Raw genomic sequence first — 790 nt, forward strand, 5'->3', positions numbered from 1 at the left:
CGTGGGCGCACCGGGTGGCGGCGACCGATCACGCGGACGCCGAGCTGGCCGGCGATCTCGAGGCCGAGGCCGGCCGTGAGGCCGCCGCCGGAAACCTCCCGCGCGCGGCCACCCTCCTGCAGTGGTCCTCCGATCTCACCGAGGACCGGAGCCTGCGCGAACGCCGCTTCCTCACCGCCGCCACCCACACCACCTACACCCTCAATCGCAACGGCATCCGCGCCGGCCACCGGCTGCGCCACGCCGTCGACGCCTGCGAACCGTGCGCCATGCGCACCGCCCTGCAGAGCGGCTACGCCTTTCTGGACGGAAGGTTCCAAGAGGCTCTGCGGCTGGGAGAACTCTGCCTCGCCGAGGCCGAGGCCGAGCAGAGCAGCGCAATGATCCTTCAGGCCTGCATGAGGTTCTCCTACGGGTGTTTCCACACCGGACAGCGACGCAGGGGGGTCGAGCTCGCCCGCAGAGCCACGGAACTGGGTGCGAACCTGAACGGCCTGGCCGGCATCCAGTGGGTTCTGGGCTGCGGCATGCTTTTCGCAGACGGACCGCACGCGACGCTGCAGGAGCCGTGGCTCACCGGGTTGCCGGACAATCCGGCCGGTGTGCCGGTCTCCGACACGATCCTGCTGGTCAACCGAGGCTACTGCCGCCTCGGCCTGGGTGAACTGCGCTCCGCGCAGGCCGACTTCGTCGAGGTCCTGAAACCGTGGCGGGCTCAGGGCGCCCCTTTCATCGCGAGGATTCATGCGGGCTTCAATCTGGCGATCTGTCAGTACCTGCTCGGTGACTG

Annotated in this window: 1 protein-coding gene; it reads left to right on the top strand. The window is 69.4% G+C overall.

Annotation, left to right across the window (positions count from 1 at the left end):
* Positions 1-14 precede the first annotated feature (14 nt).
* A partial coding sequence (locus tag AA75_RS05330) for a hypothetical protein (protein WP_149037957.1) occupies positions 15-790 on the top strand: 776 nt, incomplete at its 3' end.

Origin of the sequence: Kitasatospora sp. MBT63, from assembly GCF_000710465.2 — a bacterium.
GTDB lineage: Bacteria > Actinomycetota > Actinomycetes > Streptomycetales > Streptomycetaceae > Kitasatospora.